The organism is uncultured Ruegeria sp., assembly GCF_947489545.1.
Taxonomy (GTDB): domain Bacteria; phylum Pseudomonadota; class Alphaproteobacteria; order Rhodobacterales; family Rhodobacteraceae; genus Ruegeria.
This window is the reverse complement of sequence record NZ_CANLDZ010000007.1, coordinates 179,618-197,906: the sequence shown is the minus strand read 5'-3', so window position 1 is coordinate 197,906 and position 18,289 is coordinate 179,618. Positions and strand designations below refer to the sequence as shown.

Sequence of the window (18,289 nt, the reverse complement as noted above, 5' to 3'; positions counted from 1 at the left end):
TTGTTTGCGCAGTTGGAAGTGCCGCTAAACGAGTAGAACGGGCGTAAAGAAATGAGCCACAATCAGGCTGTCGGTGCATCGCACGACGAACCAAAAATCGAGGGACTGCAACCGGGCTCAAAGCTTCTGCGCGGACAGTACGAAGTTCTTAGCTTCCTCAGCAATGGCGGGTTTGGAATAACCTATCTGGCGCGCGACAGCCTCGAACGCAATGTGGTCATCAAAGAATGCTACCCCGGCGCTTTGTGTCGTCGAAACGGCGACTTGGTCGAACCAGCCGATTCCTCCTTCAAGGACGACCTTCGCGCAATCATCGAACTTTTCATTCTTGAAGCCCGCAACCACGCACGGTTGGTTCATCCCAACATCGTTGACGTGCATCAGGTTTTTGAGGACAACGACACCGCGTACATCGCAATGGACTTGATCCGTGGGTGCGATCTTCTGGATTACGTCGAGAACCTAGAAAATGACGGCGGACCTGACTTTATCGTGCAGGTCACCGAAAAGATGCTATCTGCGGTCTCTTTCATCCACCAAAGCGGTATGTTGCATCGGGACATATCGCCCGACAACATTTTGATAGACGAGAATGGCGACCCGGTCCTGATCGACTTTGGTGCAGCGCGCGAGCAAGCAGCCAATAAATCAGCGGCACTTATGACCCTTCGCGTTATCAAGGACGGGTATTCGCCCCACGAGTTCTACGTTCGCGGTGCAGAGCAAGGCCCGAGCAGCGATCTTTATGTACTCGCAGCTACCTTGTATCACGCCATAAGTGGCGAACGCCCAATTGACGGGCAGACCCGACTGAACGCGTTCAACAACGGTCACGATGACCCTTATGAGCCGCTTGCTGGTCGTTTCGAGGGGTATCCAGAGGGGTTTCTGGAAGCGCTCGACAAGGCGATGGAGGTGCATGCCACGGACCGCCTGCAGTCAGCGCTGGATTGGTTGCGTATGTTCCGCGGTCCGGGCGTAATGTTTGACACGTTTGCTTATCGCCCCGTGTCTGTCATCGTTGGCATGGATCGGAAGGACAAGGAAGAAGAACAGGCTCGGATCAAAGCCGAGAGCGAAAACGCCGAAGCCGTTGTTACGGCCTTACTCGCAGGCAATGCAGACATTGCCCTGGGCAACGAAGACAAGAAAGACGAAGAGCCTGCCAGGTTCTCTGCCAAAGACGACAACGCAGTTGCCGTAGATACAGTGGTTCAGAGCGGTTCGGGCGGCAATGGCAAGTTAATTGCTGGCGCTGCTGCTGTGGCTGTGGTGCTGGCTGCGGGTGGGTTCTTCGTGATGTCCGGCGACAATACCGAGCCAGCCGCACAGACGACGACTGCAGGGATGGCCCCGGCCACACAATCTGCACAGGCTGAAGCCGAAACGCTGGCTTCCGAGCCGGAATCAGAGACGTCGGCGACTTTAACGCCAGAGCCGGCAGCGATCGTCGAAGACGCAGCGCCTGAGCCAGAAATACTTGTAGCGCAGCCTGTCGAGCAGGAACAGGCCGAGACTGCGGAAATAGCTGCCATAGAAGCAGCCTCCGCAGAACCAAAAGCAACCGAGGCTGAACCTCAGGCCGGCGCACTGGCAGTTGCGACGGGAGACAAGACCGCCACGGAAGGGTCGGTCAATCTGGCTGAAACCCAGGTCTCGTTTGCGCATTGGGATGTAGAAATCCCGTTCGATGTCTCTAGACGTCGCGCATCGACCGGCAATGTGATTGCAGTCACCGGAGTTGACCCCACTATTGATATGACAGTGATCGGGGATTGGGTGACCCGTGGGGCCGCGATCTTTACCTTGAATGGCAAGCCAATTCAATCGGACGCATCATTCGCAGCACAAGTGTTGGACAACCTCCAGGTGGACCCAGATGGCTATACCCGCGTCGCCGCCCGGTACCGTCCTCTGGGCAAGACCAGGGCCAGCAATGGATTGTTGGCTTTGCCTGCCATCCGCTCGGTAGGTCTTGAAAATGGCTATGCGTTCACCATTCGCGGAACGGGCGAGGCCGAATGGCAGACTGTGGTCTCGGACGTTCCAGCAGAGAATTCAGGCTCCCTTCAAAAAGGTGATGTGTTGCTGAGTGAAGCGCAGACCGGAATGACTTTCGATGGGTCAGAAAGTTTGGATGCATTGTTGGCGCAGCTTGTTTCTGCAAATCAGGCTGAGGCACGCTTTAGTGTCTCGCGAAACGGCACCGAAGCCGCTGCGGCCATGCGATTGGTTCAGGAGTGATGTGTCCGGTTCAATAACATGTACCAGCGTTTGTTTGTTGAGGGTGGCACCCCAAGCTTAGCCACCCTGGCGGGAGCTGGCCCGCAACAGAGAGTTAAGAGTTTTCTCGTTTCCAATGTTGTAGTTGCCGCTGTGCCATCGTGCGCAGGGGTAGGTAGAAGCCCAAAGGCACAAGTTACGTGCCACTAACTTAAAGGTGTCGACACCATGTTCAAATATAAAAGCCCTCTCAGCCGGCTTCTCGAAGGTGCCGGCAAAGCCCAGGAAGACGAAGTTGTAGAAAGCACAACACCTGCTGAAGACAAACAGGAGCCGATTGCGGACTTCAACGCCCTGCGTGCAGCCCTGGCTGGCGGAAACATGGCCTCCGAAGCTTATGAGGAAGCGGACGAGTTGATCCCCGAAGGAAAGATGCCCGACTTTGAGGAGCCCAAAGTTGAGGTCGCTGAGGGTGAAAAACCCGCAGATGAAGCGGTCGCACCTGATACCTCGGTCGAAGACGTGGAAACCGCGGCTGAAGTTCCAGCCGTCGAGTCTGCAGAAGAGTCGCATGACAACGATCAGATCCTGACCCTCCATCTGACTGAGGACGATGCGATTGTTGGCGACGAAACGGTTTCGCTCAACACGGAAGAGACCGCGACGGATACAGCAGAGGTCGTAGTTGATATCTCAGCCCAGTCGCCCGAGGCGGAGCTAGAACCAGCCGAGCAGCCAGCGACCGAGCGGGCGGCCCCGGAACCTGCACCCACCGAAGATCGCAGGTCCCGTGTCAAAACAACCTTCCTTGGCTTTGAACGCGCGGACACTCATGTTCAGGATCTGATTGAAACGGCGACGCCTGTTGCGAAAACGGAAACTGCTCAAGAATCATTCCCTGTGGGATGGTTGGTTGTGACGGGTGGTCCCGGTCGGGGCGCCAGCATTGGCTTGACGGAAGGTCTGATGCAGATCGGCCGCAATGATGATCAGGCCATCCAGCTGGATTTCGGCGATACCGGGATCTCGCGGTCCAGCCACGCTGTGGTTGCGTATGATCCCGAAGATCGTAAGTGTTATCTCGGCCATGGCGGTAAAGCCAATCTTGTGCGTCTGAACGGCAAACCTGTTCTGAGCACTGTTCCGTTAGCCAGCGGGGACCTGATCCGGATCAGCGAAACCTCTGTTCGTTTTGTCGCCTTCTGTGACGACGGCTTTGATTGGCGGGAATCCTGATAGATGTTGGCGACCCCGGCATATGACATTGCGCTGATCCTGGATCAGGGACGGCGCGATTCTCAGGAAGACGCGATTGCCTCGCGCGTGTTTGACGCAGCGGGTTCGGGTTATGTCGTCGTTGCTGATGGTATGGGTGGCCATGAGGCGGGTGAGGTTGCCTCAGAGATGGTGATTGCCGCATGGCGCGACTCGCTGGATAGCGAGCTTGAGAAAGACAATCCGGTCGAGGCGACGTTGGTTGATACGCTTCCTTTGGCGGCAATACAGGCCAATGCGTCGATTGCAACTCACAACGAAGAACAGGGTGACGGATTCAACATGGGTTCCACCCTTCTGGGTGTCCTGCTGCTGGATCAGCGCGTGTTCTGGATTTCAATCGGGGATAGCCCACTTTATCTTTTCCGAAACGGTGATCTGCAGCAGATCAACGAAGATCACTCGATGGCCCCGATGATTGACGCGCAAGCGGCCCAGGGGCTTCTGACAGAAGCCGAGGCTCAGGTCCATCCTGACCGCAACCAGCTGACTTCGGTCGTTATGGGGGCTGCAATCCCTCAGGTCGATTGCCCGGAAGAGCCGCTGATACTAACGGCGGAGGACATTCTCATTCTGAGCAGCGACGGGCTGCAATACCTGAGTAACGCCGAGATACAGACCATTCTGAGCAACAACTCACAGGCATTGGCCCAGGATATCGCGGACTCATTGTTTAAGGCACTGCAGGTCAAAAACGATCCAGATCAGGACAACCTATCAATTGCCGTCGTGAAACTGAAGAGAACCTAAAAAGGCAAAGCAACAGTAAAAATGAGAAAACATCTGATCATATCCAGTCTGGCCCTTGCCGCCGCTACAGGCGCGGCCTCGGCCCAGGAGGCGTGTTCAACCTACGAGATTCAGCGCGGTGACAGCCTGCGTGATCTATCGATAGAGGTTTATGCGACAGAAGACTTCCGGATCCTCTATGACGCCAATCGGGATGTCATCGGATCAAACCCGAACGTCATTCGGGTCGGTGACGTACTGACCATGCCCTGTCTGGAAGACTTTGGGCGCGCGCCGGTTCTGGCTGATACCGAGGCCGAACGGCTTGCCTCTGCTATGGCAGCGGAACTGGTGAAAGCCGCAGAAGCGCGCGCCGAAAAGGCCATTGCAGACGCCGAAGCCCGTGTAGCCGCGGCAGAAGCCGAAGCGCAACAAGCCAGTGAGGATGCCGTTGCTGCTGCCAAAGCCGAAGCGAAAAAAGAGATTGAAGCGGCCCGTGCCGAAGGTGCTGCTCTGATCCGTGACGCCGGTGTAGGCACACGCCCCGAGTTTGGTGACCGTCAGCTACTGTTGATCACAAGTGGGAACTACGCGCCTTTCACGGATGAGGCACTACCACATCGCGGCCTGTACACTCAATTGGTAGAGACGGCGATGCTGCGCGCCGCGCCCGAGCAGTCTTATAAAATCCAGTTCGTCAATGACTGGTCCTCGCATCTGGATCTTCTGATGCCGACGCTCGCTTTTGACGGAACGTTCCCGTGGTCGCGCCCAAACTGCGAAGCGGCCGAAGCGCTATCTGAAACGGATCGTTCGCGTTGCGAGACCTACAACTTCTCGAACCCGTTCTATGAGGTTGTGGATACGTTCTTTGCACGAAACGGTTCAGGCTATGAGCAGACGCTGACTTATGCTGACTTTGCTGGTACGACGATCTGCCGTCCTGAAGGCTGGTCTTTGTCCCACATGGATGCGGTCGGGCTTTATGAGCCTGCAGTGACTTTGATGCGCCCGGTATCACCGGATGACTGCTTCCATGCAGTGATGGAAGGAACAGCCGATATCGTCGCAATCGAGGCCCATCTTGCTGTCGAGACAATCGGGCGCCTGGGTTACGAACACCGCATTATCGAAAACCCCAATCTCGCGGCGATCAAGTCGCTTAACGTCATGACCCATAAAGACAATCCTGATGGGGAAGCGATCCTTGAGACGCTGAACCAGGGTCTGGCAATCATGCAGCAATCCGGCGAATGGCGCGACATCGTGTCGACCGCCCTGCGTTATCAAATGGAAAATGGATAGGGCTCCAAAAAGCCTGACAAACCAAAAGTCTGGAGGAAGTGGACATGTTTGAATTTAATCTGAAAAAAGTTGTGATGTCGGCCACCGCCGTCACTGCCCTAAGCGCCGGTGCCGCCGCCGCTCAGGAAGCTTGTACGAACTATACAGTCGCAGATGGTGATACGATGGCGACCATCGCCATCGCGGCCTATGGCTCATCAAACTATCAGCCGATCTTTAACGCCAACCGGAATGTAATCACCAACCCAGGCGCGCTTGAGCCAGGTTTGGTTCTGGCCCTGCCCTGTGAAGACGGCAGCCTGCCCAACGGTCAAAGCGCCCAAGAACTAATTGCGGCTGAAGAACAGCGCGCGGCAAGCGTCAAACGTTCGAATGTCTACGCTCCGCCAATCAAGATGGTGTCGGGCAACGGATGGGAACCATTCACCAGTGAAAAGCTGAACGGAGGTGGGATCATGACCCGCCTGGCGACAACCAGCCTTCAGCGTGCTGGCAACAGCCGCGATTTTTCGGTCAGCTTTGTGGATGACTGGTCCTCACACCTAGAGACTCTCTTGCCACTGGGCGCATTCGATATCTCGATCGCCTGGACAGTGCCTGATTGTACGAACCGCACTTATGAGTGGTCCGCAGCTACTGAATCCCGGTGCAACGAATTTGTTGCTACGGTCCCGGTCTACGACATCGTTGGCGGTTTTTTCACTCTGCCGGAAAGCGAATTCGCACAGGCAACAGCCTTCGAAGACCTTGAAGGCGCAACGCTCTGCCGTATGGATGGCTGGAGCATGGTTGTGCTTGAAGAAGTCGGGTTAAATTCCGAAAACCTGACTTTGGTTCATCCCAGCTCGGCCCGTGAATGCCTTGATGCGGTTTTGACTGGCACCGCAGATGTGGCAGCGTTTGAAGTTGATCTGTTCGCAGCAACGATGAACGACATGGGTCTGACTTCTGCTGACATCGTTGAAAACCCATACGTTTCTACACTGTCGTCGATGAGCTTTCTTGCGCATCGCACCAACCCCTTTGCGCGCGAGTATATTGCGATGATGAACAAAGGCCTGATCGAAATGCGCGAATCCGGCGAATGGTACGCGATCATCTCGGACACCCTGCGCGAGCAAAACGAAAAGTTGAACGCAGCTTCGAACTGATCCCTCGGTTCAGCTGATAAACTGGGGCTGGTCTTTGACCGGCCCCCTTTTTATTTGTCGGTTATCAGCTGATCCAAACGACCGGACAGCCCCTCGGGAGGGATCAGCCGCGTCAACTTTCGAAGTAAGCGCGCGCCGCCAAACCGCAACCACTGGTTCTGTCGCCCCGCCCAATACGCGGCTTTGCCAGTCCCCAGCTTTCTCAAGTCCTGCTGGGACACCCAAAACTCCCTGTGCTCAACCGTTTCGTAAGGGTGTAAGTAAACGTGCGGAACGACTCCCGCACTTTTGGCCTGGGTGATCAAATCCCGCGCAACCGTATCAGGCGCAAGCTTCAGGTAGGTGCCTCCCAACCGTATTTGCGGACCCGAGCCTTTGTACCGCCCGGAAAACAATGGGATCAGCTGTAAGTCAGACAAGGTCATCGAATTGGAGAACTGCTGGCATTCATCCGCGGTCTCAAAGAATGATGAGCTGTCATAGTCAAAATAGCGCTCGATCAGTTTGTAGTGCTCGGACGTATTACGGTTCAGCCGGAATTTTGGGGCGCGAAACCCGCGAACGGGACTATTCGCGGCCTGTTGTAAACAGTCCTTTGCGCGCGCCAACATCTGGTCAATCGTTGCGATCGATTGCCGATCTATGCTGTCATGATAGTGGTAATGGCAAGCAATTTCATGACCTTGTTTTGCGATATGCGCCACGAGTTCCGGGGCTTTTTCGGCGACGACGCCCGTGCAGAAAAAGGTGGCCGTGCGTCCACTTGGGCCACCATGTTCCTGAAGAAACGCAGCAATAGTCTCATAACTGCGCCAAAGCGCCTCAACCCGAAGCGGCCCTGTGTCCCAAACCCCGAGTTCTCGCTTCAGATCATGCGAGAAATCTTCGAAGTCGATGCTTAGAAACACGCGATTATGCCACGGCTTTGCTGGGGCTTTCCTCTTTCAGCGCCTCGCGAAGCACGACAAAGTCACCGATTACCAAAGCATCAACGCCCGAGGCTGCAAAGGTCGCACAGGCATGTTCCGGAGAGTAGACGATGGGTTCCTGAATATTGAATGAGGTGTTCAACAAGACCGGCACACCCGTTTTTTCGCCGAATGTGGTCAGCAGCGCGTGATATAGCGGGTTCGCCGACTGTGAAACGGTATGCACGCGGGCTGTCTGGTCTGTATGGGTGATCGCCGGGATATCTGCGGCGCGTTCGTCGTGAACGCGAGCAACGATGTTCATATAAGGGCTGGTTTGATCAATCTCAAAAAAGTCCGAAGCGGCCTCTTCAGCGACACTGGGTGCGAAGGGGCGGAAGTGTTCGCGTTTCTTGATCTTTGCATTGATGTCGTCGCGAATACTGTCCTTTCGCGGGTCAGCGAGGAAGGATCGCGTGCCAAGCGCGCGTGGTCCAAATTCCGCTCGGCCCTGAAACCACGCAATGATCTTACCGTCTGCCAGCAGATCGGTCACCTGATCTAGCAGGTCTGACTGAGCCAGCGCAGTTTGTGACTGTGCGCAGCAGTTATCCAAGGCCGTGGCGATGGATTTGGTATCCCATTCGGCCCCTTGATACGGGCTACGGACCGAGGTCAGGTCGACTTGGTCATGGGGAACGCAGGCCAGCGCCGCGCCCACCGCGCATCCCGCATCATGCGGCGCAGGTGGGATAATGATTTCGTCGAACGTACCTTTGGAAATCAGGGTTCCATTGGCTGTCACGTTCAGCGCACAGCCCCCGGAAACGACCAACTTGCGCAGATCTGGATTTGCTTTGCGAACCGGTCCAAGAATGTGATGAAGCGCGTCCTCAAATGCCGCCTGAACCGACGCAGCAAGGTCGATATGCCGTTCATTCGGGGCGGTTCCGGGCTCACGCGCCTCTCCGAACAGCTCCTCAAGGCGAGGATGGAAAACGCCACGCAAGGCAGAATGATAGTCGCACAGCGTGGTATTCACACGGTAGCCGCCATTGTCTTCGAGCAGCAGAATTTCCTTGAGGATTGCATCGCGATAAATGGGTTTGCCATATGGCGCTAAACCCATCATCTTGTATTCGCCTTCCAGCATCTTGAAGCCAAGAAAGCCAGTGAACGCGGAATAAAAGTGTCCCAAAGAGTTTGGCCAGCGGTGATCCGCTATACCCTCGCGTTTGCCATTGCGGACGGTGGTCACGATGGTCGAGCTTTCTTCGCCACCACCGTCATAGGAAAGTGACACAAAGCTGTCCCAATCCCGCATTGCCTCGGCATAGAGTTGATGGGTCAGGTGGTGATTGATGTAATGCAACTTGAAATCGCAGGGGCCATGTTCCGCTGTCAGAATCTTACGGACGCGGAACAGATCCATCCAGCCACTCTCCTGTGGGCCTTCAGTACCGCTATCCGAGGAAAACAATGCGCCAATGCGCGTTGTCACACTTTTTGCCGCCGAGGGGCTTTGCAGGATCTTGCGCACAGTACCGACGCCACGACCAGCCATGCGCCATGGCTGCCAATAGACGGCAACCTCTTCGATATCTGAAAATTTCAACCCGCCGATTCGCAGAACTTCGGTGATTGCGTGATGCGGAAAAGCGCCGTCATTCTTGACCCGCGTCAACCGCTCCTCTTCGACTGCAGCAACCAATTTGCCGTCTACAAACAACGCCGCTGCGCTGTTATTCATCGTCGCTAAACCCAATATCACTGACATAACCTAAAACACCTTTGGCCAAATATACTGCCGATAACCGGCATAGAGTAACGGTGAGTGCATTGGTGGCGCAAGGTCGTAGGTCACTAAAGCAGGCTAAAAATTTGTCACATTGGATCTGAACCGTCCGATCGATTGAAAAACAAATACAAATACCAGCTTTGACAGTTAGTTGGTGGCCAAATACATGGGCCGAACTGGCGCTAATTTGCGAACAATCGTACAGATGTCGCGAATCCGTCCACAAAAAGAGTGGTTGCATTTGACCTATAGCGAATGCAGCAAAAGAGTGTTTACAAGACCCCTGCCCCATCTGTTAGGTTGATGGCGATAAATTTGGCATTTGGTTCGGTTTAAGATTTTCAGGTTTGCATATGTTCCCATATCGCCAAAGATTGGTCTCGCTAGAGCATGCGGGATATTGGCATGAATGTTGCAAAGACAGTTCTTCAGGAAGGGCTTGGGCCCTGATTGTGCTGCAAGCGGTAGCATGACCTGCTGACTCTGAAACCGATCAGTTTGGTGAGGTGTTTGGGATGAAGATTCTGTCTTTTAAATCAGGCCACGACGGCACCGTTGCAGGCGTCGACAGCGCAGATGACAGCCTGTTGTTTTCCTATGAGGCCGAAAAGAACAGCTTCCCCCGATATACACCGGTAACGCCGGACACGTTTATTGATGCAGGCCTTTGGTTCAAAGATTTGCCAGACGTCCTTGCGCTAAGTGGCTGGTCGAGAAATAGCATTGATCACGTGACGACATCAGGAGCTGGATATTTCGGCATTGGCGCCGGGTCAGAAACGGTCGGCAAGCGCACATTTTTTGGCAAAACGGTGGACTACTATACTTCGACCCATGAGCGTGCCCATATTTGGTGCAGTTACGCCCTGTCGCCATTTGCGCAAGGAGAGCCCTGTTACGTGCTGCTTTGGGAGGGTGTACTTGGCGACTTTTATGAAATCGACCGCGACCTGAACATTCACCATCGTGGTCGGGTTATGACTTCTCCGGGCACGCGCTTTGCGTTTCTATATGCTTTGGCTGATCCGGATTTCCCAATCTCAGGTGGTGAGTTACGGCCAGCAGATCCAGGCCGTTTGATGGCTGCCTGCGCTTTCGGCGAAGGTGGTCCAGCGGAGGAAGAAGAACAGGTGTTGATAGACCAAATTCTGTCGATAGACACAACGACCGACCCGTTGCGCAAAAGCTCGTTTGTCAATTCGCCGTATTTCAACATCGGAACCGACAGCCAGAGGTTGAAGAACCTGGCCACCAAACTGTCAGACGCTATTTTCAAGCAGTTCCAAGATTTCGCGGAAACACATCTGCAAAAGGGGTATCCCCTGATCATTGCCGGTGGTTGTGGGTTGAATGGAAACTGGAACGCCAAGTGGGAGAAAAGCGGCCTGTTTCGGGAAGTGTTTGTCCCACCAACCACTGGAGATTCCGGTTGCGCGATTGGTACCGCTGTCGATGCCATGCGGCATTTCACCGGGCGCGCCAAGTTGAATTGGTCCGTCTATTCGGGCCAATCCTTCTGTGACGACAAGGCCGATCTGGAAGGGCTTACAGCGACCGAACTAAACCTAAAGCACGTAGCCCAGGCTTTGTATGACGGAAAAATCATCGGGTGGACCCGCGGAAACTGTGAGATTGGACCCCGCGCCCTTGGCAACCGCTCGATATTGGCTGCACCGTTCAATGCGGAAACGCGGGCGCGGTTGAACCGGATCAAAGGGCGCGCGGAAAACAGCCCTGTTGCACCATCATGTTTGGAAGAAGATGCGCATCTGCATTTCGATTTGGAAGGGTCATCGCCCTATATGCTGAGCTTCCACCAGGTCATCGATCCTAGCCTCGCGGCGGTCACACATGTGGACGGCTCCGCCCGCGTTCAAACTGTGCGACGCGATCAGAACGCCTTTTTCTATGACCTTCTGGCCGAGTTTAAAGCAATCTCGGGTGTCGGCGTATTGTGTAACACTTCACTGAACTTCAAAAACTCAGGCTTTATAAACTCAACAAGTGATTTGGCCCACTACTCCCAGCAAGTAGGATTGGACGGGTTTGTGGCGGGCAATACATTCTACGAGATTGGTAAAATTTAAAGCCAAACAGCTTTGTTGTTTGAGGCACCTAGACAAAAAAGAGTATCATGAAAAGTGTAACGCGTTATTTGTTGACGAGTATTGAAGGAGGTCGGTCGTGAATACCGTCCGTTCGAACAGACTGGCCCGACCGGATGTACTTTGGTGCGGCTGCATCGCAGCGGTCTCCATACTCATGTTTGTCGCAGCGACCCCGTGGGGCATTGGTATCCGTCCGGATTCCGCGTTTTACCTGAGTTTCCCGTACTTTTTGCAGGGCAATTCGCCGGGGTATGTCTGGGCGATCGATATTGTTTCTGCGTTTGGTCTGGACAGCATCGCCGCCGCAACAATTTTGAACGTTGCATTTTTAATCCTGACCGCCCTCACAGTATATGGTCTTGTACGTGGGTTTGGTGCAACTCGCCTCATCGCCGTCTTGTCGGCGGTTCTGGTTTTAACATCGCCGCTAGTGTTTGAACTGCATGTCACTGTTCTGTCCGAGGCGATGTTCATTTTTCTTCTCGTTGCCGCGTTGACCTTACTTAGTGTCTACGCGGGAACAGGCTCGGTTCGGTTCCTGCTTTTGGCCGGACTTGTCTCGGTTCTGGTCTTCCTAACACGCTTTAATGGCGCACCAGTTTGGGTTGTGGGGGTCTTGACGGCGTTTTTTCTCGGCCCCGGAAATACGAAAACCCGCGTATTGCACGCGCTCGCCTTTGTTGCCGTTGTCGCTGCTCCACTGCTTCTGTGGTCTGTGATCGAAGCCAGAACTGGTGGTACAGGGCTGGGGCGTGAATTTGGATTCCTTGGCAACGCAACCATTGGCATTTTGATGCAAGGCGCAAATTCGATCTGGGTTTCCTTTTTCCCCAGCGTAGTGCCCGGGTTTGTGAAAGCCGCAGCCGCGCTTGCTTTGATTGGCCTGCTGGCAGCCGTTGTCTGGTACGGGGCTGAACGACACGTATTTGCAATGGATGTTTCGCAGCCCAACGCAAGACTTGTTGCTTTCCCTCTGATATCAGCGGTCTACATTTTTGGCCATTTCGCGTTGTTGTTGCTGTCGATCTTGATCGAGCCGAACCTGCCACTTAAGCCCTCATACTTTGCGCCGGTGTATGTGTTGATCGTCGTGATTGGCGCACAATACAGTGTGATGTTGCGCGAGGACGGAAAGACGCGCGCGCAGGCTCTGCTTGGAACCGGGTTGCTGGTTTTTGGAGCGCTGGTTCTGGCGTCGAACGTTGTCAGAACCGGCACGTTGATTTCCAACTTCCGCAGCGAAGGCATATTCTTCTCAGGCCCTCAATGGTTTCAGTCACCTTTGGTGTCTGAGATCAACAATTTGGAGCCCGGCGTATTTGTCTACACCAATGCACCCGACGTCGTGCACCTGCTGACGGGCAAAGGGACGACATGGTTGCCAATGAAGTTTGATCGCCGCACTGGTAAAGAACACCCCAGACGCCCCTACAACAAAACCTTAACCGAGATGCGTGAAGGTCTTGCGCAAGGTAAAGCAGTAGTCGCCTATTTCGACGAAGTGACCTGGCGGTTTTACCTGCCCACACAACAAGAACTGACCGAAGAACTGAACCTGAAACAGGTTGTTCAGACAACAGATGGCACTCTTTTACGCTCCAACATGAATTAACTGCGTGCTCGCGGGCTTGTCCTCAAGTTACAATCGCCTTGAATGAAGGACTCGAGGACATGCTATGCTCATGAGCCAGAGCACAGTCGATTTCAAAGGTAACGCGTCGGCGTTGCCAGACCTGCAAGGGTTGGAAATCGCTGTTATTCTGCCTTGCTACAACGAGGCTGTTGCAATCGGAGAAACGGTTGCACAGTTTCGCCAGGCATTGCCGAATGCGACTATCTACGTCTTCGACAACAACTCGACCGATGACACGATCCGTGTCGCACAGCAAGCCGGGGCGACGGTGCGCACCGAAGCGTTGCAAGGCAAGGGTAACGTTGTACGCCGGATGTTCGCGGATATCGACGCGGATGTTTACGTCATGGCGGACGGCGATGCGACGTATGACAGTGCCGCCGCGCCTGAGTTGGTGCAGCTGCTTGTTTCTCAGAATTTAGACATGGTGAACGGCGCACGCGTGAACAAAGAAAGCGAGGCATATCGTCGAGGCCATAAATTTGGCAATGCCTTGTTCAGCGGGTTGGTGAAGTTCTTTTTCAGCAACAAGATCAACGATCTTTTGTCCGGCTATCGTGTTTTTAGCCGGCGCTTTGTCAAGAGCTTTCCGGCACTCTCCAACGGGTTTGAGATCGAAACCGAGTTGACGGTTCACGCGATGCAAATGCGTATGCCGATCGGAGAGGTAGAGACCAACTACTTCTCTCGCCTTCCGGACTCTAGCTCCAAGCTTTCGACATTCAGAGATGGGTGGCGTATCCTCAAGATGATCAGCTTTTTGATCAAAGAAGAAAAACCAATTGCCTTCTTTCTGTCGCTCGCATACATCTTCTTTCTGCCCTCATTGTGGGTCTTTCTTTCAGTTTTCGGCGAGTTTCTGGAAACCGGTCTGGTGAACCGGATACCGTCACTGCTGGTTGCTGTTTCGGGATTTGTCGCGTCAATGCTGTCGGTTGTATGCGCTTTGATCCTCGACTCGTTGGCGCGGGGGCGCCGTGAAATCAGGCGCCTATCCTATCTGCAGTTTCCAGGTGCGGCGAACACGCCCAAATCCTAGTCAGGCTGCGTTGACAGTCAGTTTAGTAGCTGGTCGTAGATCCTGCAGACACCATCGATATGGATCGCCATGCCAAAATTCTCACGGGCGTGGCGTTGCCCGGCGTTGATAATCTTGGCCCGGATATCCGCATCTTGATGCAAACGCATGACTGGTTCTACAAATCCTTCGGCATCAAACGGATCGACTAAAAAGCCGTTTTCGCCATCAACAATCGCTTCGATATTGCCGCCATGTCGTGTCGCAACAACTGGTGTGCCCAGATACATGGTTTCGATCAGGGTGCGCCCGAACGGTTCATCCAGTGCGGTCACCAGATTTGCATCCATCGCTGCCATATAGCCATCAATCGGTTGGCGAAATCCCATCATATGAATTTGTTTGTCCATCCACGCCTCGGCGGCCAAGTCCTTGCATACTTGGTCCAAGGCATTTCCACGATCGACAACGCTACCGAAAAGGAAGCCGTGGACCGGAACATCTGGCATGCGCTTTTGGATCGCAGCTACAGCCTTTACAAAATGATCCGGGCGCTTGCGGGGTACGAAGTTTCCAAAATACCCCAGCAGCAAGGCATCATCCGGCAACCCCATTTCTTCGAGTACCTCTTTTCGAGCCGCCGCGGGGTCCGGTGGATTGGGGTTAAAGTCAAACGGGCTGCGGATAACGGTGAACTTCTTGTCCACCGACCGTACAGGCTTGCTGGGTTTGGAGAAATGAGAGACGCTGATGATGTGGTCCGACAAGACCGGGGCCAGTTTGTTGATCCCAAAGGCTGTGGGGTCCTGCCGATGATGCCAGATATGTTTGCGCCCTGACAGTTTCGTCGGTAAAGCCCAATTCGAATGCATCCGCCCTTCGTTGGTGTGGACGATGTCCGGCTTGATCCGGTTCAGGACCGAAATGAACTGCGGTACACTTGACAGCAGGTACTTCGTCGGCCCGCAATCTCCGTCATAGCTGATTTGTCCCGGTGACATTAGGGCGGGTTTCTCCAACACCTCATAGTCTAACCCGAGAGACCGCGCGTATTCACCGGCCAGCCCGTCCTTGTAGTGAACCAGAATGTAGGGTTCATACTTTGATCTGTCCAAACCAGCGGCCAGTTTCATGGCCGAGACATGGCTTCCGCCGATTACGGTGTCTCCCTCGAAAGGGAAAAGGATACGTTTGGTCATTATTCTTCTCGTTAATCGTAAGTCACTGGTAAATTTCGAGCTTTATGTCGCGATACTATGGGTGGGTTATAGACCTCTATCTCGGGGCAGGATAGGACCGGATCGCCAAAATGCATCCAGTCGTCCAAACGATGTTAAATATGACATGGGCAAAGGCGACGCCTTCGATTCCCAGAACAAACAAAAGCGGTATGAAAGAAAGCGCAAAAACACCTGTCGCCATCATGGTTGTGCGCACCAGTGCCCGATCCAACCCCATGCTCAACAGCGCCGGATTCAGTGCCAAGCCGCCCAGGTAGATCACCGCCGCAAACATCAAAATTGTCATAACAGGCGCGGCGCCCTGGAACTCGGCACCAAACAACAAGACGGCCAGATCAGACATCTTCCATGCCAGAGGGATCGAGATGGCCAAAGATACCCCAAACATCAGCATCGAGATGTAGCGAACCAGCTTCCAGAAGCGATCATGCTTCTGAGCTGACCAAAGCCGCGTCATTTCGGGGTAAAGGACCTGTCGGATGGGGCCGCCAATGCGCACGATGTTGGTCATTATCCGTTTGCCAACCTGGTAAAAACCCACCGATGTCACGTCGAGCAGCGCACCCACAACCAAAACGTCCAACCGTTGTGTCGATTGCCTGAGGACTACGTTGAAGTTCGAGTTCCACAAGAACCGCAGAAATCCGGGATTTTGCTTCAGGGCGGTGCTTAGCTTTAAGGACATAAAGGCGCGCACGCCTCGTCGTTGCAGTTCCCGTAAGGCGATGAAAAAGGCGACGAGGCCAGTTAGGATCTGATGCATCAGCATTAAAGCCAGAAACGCCCAAAGGCCGAGATCCAGCAGGAATACGATGATTGTTCCAACAAGGCGCAGCCCCGCCACGACCATATCCGAGATCGCCAACAAATCGAATCTGTCATGAATTCTAAGCACCGCGATCCCGGTTGGGCGCAAAGAGAAAATTAGCCCAATCGCGACCAATGCGATATAAGACGCTCCGATATCCTCGGGCAGACCAATCATCGGGGCCACAGTTGGTGCCAGCAGGATCGCAACTGTTCCCGCCAAAATGCCGCCAATGATGTCAATGACGATCGACAGTTTGATCAGGTGACCAAAACGATGGGTATCATCCTCGGTCAGGGCATCGCTGCCGTATTTGATCACCGCCTGCCAAGGCTCCAATCGGCACAGCCGGTCTAAGACCTGTACATAGGCATCTACTAACGCCAAAATTCCCACCGCAGCAGGACCCACCGCACGCGCGGTGATGATCAGGGTCGCCAGGCCAAACACTGCGATCAGTATCTGGGACAAGAACAGCCATGACATGTTCTTGGCAAGCCGCCCAATCAGAGATCTGGCATCAAACTGGGTCATAGTTCTTGGCTGCGGTAATTCCGGGCGTTGACCCGGGCACCCAAAGACAACATGGTGCAAAAAAACCTTGGTACTCGTCTCAGGTCAAATACCTTTCATAACTCGTCAAACTCTAATTTTTGGCGATTCTATCCGCCCCTACTTCTATCATTTTGTTTTTTACGCTTGTATCGTTTTACGAAAGCGCAGTTTGATAGGGAAATCCAGTCCTGTTTTGGGAAACCGGTTTTGAACATGCGAAATTGTAGTTGGGGCCCTTCCAAAACAGGGTGGAAGAACGCGGTAGCTTATCCCACTAGGGTGCGGGTACTAGGTGGTCGATCGAGTTTGGGTATTAATTAACGCTATATGGAACAAGCAAAAGTTCTCCTCCACATTGGGTACCACAAGACCGCTACATCCGCGTTGCAGAAACAGTTGTTCTCAACGTCTGATGGTCCGTTTGCAAGCCCGCCAGAGGAACGAAAATTCGTCCTTTCAAACAGATTCGTGTTGCCGCAGCCGCTGACCTTTGATTCATCTGCAGTTCGCGAACAATACGCGGATTTTCTCGACGCTTCGCACAAATCGGAAAAAATCTCTGTCTTCTCGCACGAGCGGTTCTCGGGCTACCCAGCTTCGGGTGGATTCGACAGCCCGTTGATCGCGCAACGCCTGAAGCAAACCTTCCCTGAAGCCCATGTCCTCATTGTCTTCCGGGAACAGCTGTCCAGTATTCTGTCTATGTACAGCCAGTACATTACGGACGGCGGTCACAAGTCTTTCAAAGGTTACATCGCACAGATCGAACCCATGATGCGCCGGGTCCCGATGTTTACCCCTGACTTTTATAGATATGATAGGCTTTTCCGATACTACCAAAACCTGTTTGGCGCTGATCGCGTACACGGTCTCACCTACGAGCAGTTCGTTCGAGATTCAGATGCATTTGTGTCCAGCTTGTGCAGCTCGTTAGGTGTCGCAGCGCCGAAACGGAAGTTCGTTAAGACAAACACGAAACGCTCGCAAAGTTTCCAGCTGTTGCAACGCGGGGTGAACCGCGTTTTCAGTAACAATCAGCTCAGTACCGGGGCAGTGATCCCTTTTCCTTACGCCACACGACGGTTTGGAAAGTTGAGCGGGCCATTAAGTCGCGTTTTCCCGGACGCACTGGATCAGGCATTGGAAACCCGTATGGCAAGGCATGCTGCGGCGCAGTTCGAAGGGGCCTTTGCGGAGTCCAATGCAATCCTCAAAGACCTTACGGGTCTGCCACTTGAAGACTACGGCTACCAATTGCCAGACAGTATACGCTGAGACCCAGTCGTCTCTTCAAAACGGTACCCCAAAAAGGCAAATGACCAGCACCCCAAATGCTGGTCATTTCTTCCGAGTGAGTGATAGTGCCCTAAGGCTTCACCGGTATTTATCTGTGGTTGAACCCAACTTATCAAAGCATCTGCATGACGGGTATTAGGGGAATCCCGTAGGTTTTATAGTTTTTTGCCAAAATACTGAAAAACAGAGATTATTTCATACGAGCTGGGCAACGCTCTGTACCCGGCACACCTCACTACGA

Annotated in this window: 13 protein-coding genes; 9 read left to right on the top strand and 4 right to left on the bottom strand. The window is 53.8% G+C overall.

Features of this window, described 5'->3' with window-relative positions; genetic code table 11:
* Positions 1–51 precede the first annotated feature (51 nt).
* The 5 genes from Q1B13_RS12270 (at position 52) to Q1B13_RS12250 (ending at position 6,683) form a co-directional block, all read left to right on the top strand.
* Positions 52–2,244: a serine/threonine-protein kinase gene (locus Q1B13_RS12270; protein ID WP_299080143.1), complete on the top strand. Its 2,193-nt coding sequence runs from the start codon at positions 52–54 to the stop codon at positions 2,242–2,244.
* Between the two features lie 207 nt (positions 2,245–2,451).
* On the top strand, positions 2,452–3,459 hold the full coding sequence (locus Q1B13_RS12265; RefSeq protein WP_299080146.1) for an FHA domain-containing protein: 1,008 nt from the start codon (positions 2,452–2,454) through the stop codon (positions 3,457–3,459).
* 3 nt (positions 3,460–3,462) lie between these two features.
* Positions 3,463–4,248 (top strand): protein phosphatase 2C domain-containing protein, encoded by a 786-nt coding sequence (locus Q1B13_RS12260; protein WP_299080149.1) that lies wholly within the window; start codon positions 3,463–3,465, stop codon positions 4,246–4,248.
* A gap of 21 nt (positions 4,249–4,269) precedes the next feature.
* The gene (locus Q1B13_RS12255) at positions 4,270–5,532 is read left to right on the top strand and encodes a transporter substrate-binding domain-containing protein (RefSeq protein WP_299080152.1); all 1,263 of its coding nucleotides are present in this window, start codon (positions 4,270–4,272) and stop codon (positions 5,530–5,532) included.
* Positions 5,533–5,576: 44 nt separating this feature from the next.
* Positions 5,577–6,683 carry a transporter substrate-binding domain-containing protein gene (locus tag Q1B13_RS12250; protein ID WP_299080155.1) on the top strand — a complete coding sequence of 369 codons (1,107 nt, stop codon included), beginning with the start codon at positions 5,577–5,579 and terminating at the stop codon, positions 6,681–6,683.
* 50 nt (positions 6,684–6,733) lie between these two features.
* Here Q1B13_RS12250 and Q1B13_RS12245 read toward each other — a convergent pair whose 3' ends face one another.
* Both Q1B13_RS12245 and Q1B13_RS12240 read right to left on the bottom strand, forming a co-directional pair.
* On the bottom strand, positions 6,734–7,591 hold the full coding sequence (locus Q1B13_RS12245; RefSeq protein WP_299080158.1) for a polysaccharide deacetylase family protein: 858 nt from the start codon (positions 7,589–7,591) through the stop codon (positions 6,734–6,736).
* A gap of 4 nt (positions 7,592–7,595) precedes the next feature.
* Positions 7,596–9,368, bottom strand: coding sequence for a carbamoyltransferase C-terminal domain-containing protein (locus Q1B13_RS12240; RefSeq protein ID WP_299080161.1), 1,773 nt, complete (start codon positions 9,366–9,368; stop codon positions 7,596–7,598).
* Between the two features lie 536 nt (positions 9,369–9,904).
* Between Q1B13_RS12240 and Q1B13_RS12235 the strand changes: the two genes are divergently transcribed.
* The 3 genes from Q1B13_RS12235 (at position 9,905) to Q1B13_RS12225 (ending at position 14,169) form a co-directional block, all read left to right on the top strand.
* A complete protein-coding gene (locus Q1B13_RS12235) occupies positions 9,905–11,476 on the top strand; it encodes a carbamoyltransferase C-terminal domain-containing protein (RefSeq protein WP_299080164.1) in 1,572 nt (523 codons plus the stop codon).
* A gap of 97 nt (positions 11,477–11,573) precedes the next feature.
* The gene (locus tag Q1B13_RS12230) at positions 11,574–13,109 is read left to right on the top strand and encodes a glycosyltransferase family 39 protein (RefSeq protein WP_299080167.1); all 1,536 of its coding nucleotides are present in this window, start codon (positions 11,574–11,576) and stop codon (positions 13,107–13,109) included.
* Between the two features lie 70 nt (positions 13,110–13,179).
* Positions 13,180–14,169: a glycosyltransferase family 2 protein gene (locus Q1B13_RS12225; RefSeq protein WP_299080169.1), complete on the top strand. Its 990-nt coding sequence runs from the start codon at positions 13,180–13,182 to the stop codon at positions 14,167–14,169.
* A 17-nt stretch (positions 14,170–14,186) separates the two neighbouring features.
* Here Q1B13_RS12225 and Q1B13_RS12220 read toward each other — a convergent pair whose 3' ends face one another.
* Both Q1B13_RS12220 and Q1B13_RS12215 read right to left on the bottom strand, forming a co-directional pair.
* Positions 14,187–15,347 carry a glycosyltransferase family 4 protein gene (locus tag Q1B13_RS12220; protein ID WP_299080172.1) on the bottom strand — a complete coding sequence of 387 codons (1,161 nt, stop codon included), beginning with the start codon at positions 15,345–15,347 and terminating at the stop codon, positions 14,187–14,189.
* Positions 15,348–15,423: 76 nt separating this feature from the next.
* Entirely contained in the window at positions 15,424–16,683 is a 1,260-nt protein-coding gene (locus Q1B13_RS12215; protein ID WP_299799818.1) for an oligosaccharide flippase family protein, read from the bottom strand.
* A 396-nt stretch (positions 16,684–17,079) separates the two neighbouring features.
* Between Q1B13_RS12215 and Q1B13_RS12210 the strand changes: the two genes are divergently transcribed.
* Positions 17,080–18,027, top strand: coding sequence for a sulfotransferase (locus Q1B13_RS12210; protein ID WP_299799817.1), 948 nt, complete (start codon positions 17,080–17,082; stop codon positions 18,025–18,027).
* Positions 18,028–18,289: the final 262 nt, after the last annotated feature.